This is a genomic window from Bradyrhizobium sp. 190, from assembly GCF_023073415.1.
Taxonomy (GTDB): domain Bacteria; phylum Pseudomonadota; class Alphaproteobacteria; order Rhizobiales; family Xanthobacteraceae; genus Bradyrhizobium.
Window position 1 is genome coordinate 1 of record NZ_JADPJL010000049.1, and the last position, 2,239, is coordinate 2,239.

General features: G+C 58.5%; 2 protein-coding genes. Both read left to right on the forward strand.

Going from position 1 to position 2,239, the window contains the following annotated elements; translation table 11 throughout:
• The first annotated feature begins 618 nt into the window (after positions 1-618).
• A complete protein-coding gene (locus IVB22_RS26690; RefSeq protein WP_247520235.1) occupies positions 619-909 on the forward strand; it encodes a hypothetical protein in 291 nt (96 codons plus the stop codon).
• Between the two features lie 791 nt (positions 910-1,700).
• On the forward strand, positions 1,701-2,042 hold the full coding sequence (locus tag IVB22_RS26695; protein ID WP_247520236.1) for a hypothetical protein: 342 nt from the start codon (positions 1,701-1,703) through the stop codon (positions 2,040-2,042).
• The last annotated feature ends 197 nt before the right edge of the window (positions 2,043-2,239 follow it).

Consider the following 2,239-nt stretch of genomic DNA (forward strand, 5'->3'; position numbering starts at 1 on the left):
TTGTCGGAACACCTCGATCTCAAGACAGGACGCCCCGTTGCGCTATCCCATTGGCCCTGACGCCCGCAGCAGTACCCTACCGCGCGAGCGGTTTAGTCCTTTGGCACTTTTCGGACGTGACAATCACTCTACCCGATGTCCGTTCGCTGGGGTAAAGCGGACCTCATTGTCGGGCGCCCAGATGTGCTTATGACCCACACCGGGCATTGGATACTCAGCGGAGGCGTTTGACAGTTCAGGTCGGATCCTGTTGGGCGACTGGTACTTCGCTTCAAATTGCCGCCGCTAAGACGCCCGCGGCTATGTCGAAGATGGTGGCTGACTGCGAAGTACATTACATCCCTGTGTTCTCGGCCCGGGCTAAGAGTTGGGTAAGGCTTCTTACTTTGAAGGAGGCATCCGATGCTCGCGACAATCAAATGGAACTCCCGATACAACGTTCGCGAATGGATGATGATGGCTGGAGCTCTCGTCGTCCAACTCAGCGCACTGAATGCATTACGACGGAGGGGTGAAAGCAAACCAAGGCGGCCACTCTGGAAACACTTCGACGACACCCATCATTGGGACTCAACCGCGGAGGAATGGGTACCCAACGTTGATCAGTGATCGTGCAAGGTGTTCGGCGTCCCGAAGGCCCGATTCCAAGACTTCAAGATCCTCTCGCTGACGGGCCAGTCGAGGGCTGCGGTCGCGTACCTAGGCTCGTTCGGTCGGATGATGGATCAGGGCAAGGCATGGCAGCAGCGCAGCCTATGGGCCTTCCCCGCGGTTGATGGGGAGCAAGACAACGCCTACCGGGAGGACGACGACCCGGCAGAGGAAAGCGAGCCTTCCGGCATTGGCGACCATACCGGAATCCTCGAGCAAGTTGGCTGGTACGACAACCAGTTCACGGTGATGGCGTGATGTCGGAGCTTAAACTGACACCCCACGTCGAAACTTCCTGATCCGAGCGGTCGGCGTACTGTTCTTTTGGCGTGCGTAGCAGAACTATCACCTGCATGATGCGTTACCGTAAATGCAGCCAGCAAACAGGGAGGCAACGGACATGGACAATCGGGTCATCGCCGGTGTTGTTGCGGCCGTTATCATTGTTCTTGCGCTGCTTGGTTGGACTGGTGGCTGGTTCGGGAGTGAGATACCGGCACCAACGCCACCAGCCGGGCAACAACCACCGAAGTAAGAGCACGGCGGCCCGCATAAGCGCGGGCCTTTAAGCAGCTCGGCGCGTGGAGCCACGCGGGCGTGTGCACCCATGCGCCAACGAGCGGCGGCCGTGGTTATCGGCGTCGACGGCGTCTCAGACTTCAACGCGCTGCATTCCGGCAAGCACAATGAAAAGGTACAGCTCTGCGCGTATCTGGATGCGCTTCCGCGCCTTACCGGACCGATCGCGTGGGCCGGACTAGGTCAGCCGCGAAGGGCGAGGGCGCGCTCTTACCGAAGCTGTTGATCTTTTCCCGTTACGGACAAAGCCGATGCAGAGAAACGATCCAGGGCGTGTTTGGCGCCGATCCTCGGGTTCATAAGGATGGCGACGGGCGCGCGACTCGGCAATCATGCCCGGGCTGCATGGCGTTGAAAGGCGGCCATCAAATGCCGCACAAAAATTTGCGCAACAGTGCATCCAGATTGTCGGCTTCCGACTAGAAGTAGCATGGCAGACGTTACAGTAACTTGCATCGAAGGAGAGCAACGTGGCGGTGCATATGCCAAATTGTTTGCTGACGGGAGTGCCTTACGGCGCTGATCAAACCGTCTACCTTGTGTTCGATAGTTTCGGCGCGTTACGCAGTGATGGCCCGGAAAAAGAGATCGAGCGGGACGACCTCGAAACGATCATCTCCGATCTCCTAACCGGCCAATTCAACGCTCCGGTTCGCGTCATGGCCTTCAACACACTTGAGCACTGGATCGAGGATGTTTCCAACCAAGTAGCCGAACAACTTCAAGCCCGCTGCGATATCGATGGCGTATCGGTACCCGAACACGTCAGGGACTTTGTTGCAAGCCACACCGACTTTGCGGCAAGCGGGTAATGGGGTAATGATGTGAGGCCGGACTTCAATTGGGACAGGCAGGCGGTCGCAAGCAGCACATAGCGAACATCCCGTTCTAGCCTCGCCAAGTCCGAGTTTGTGAAGGGTTTCGGATGCCGGCCCCATGACGGTGAGGCCGCGCGCACGGGGCCGGCGTCCGAAACCCTCCAAGGGAGGAAACCGCGCTTGAGGGAACG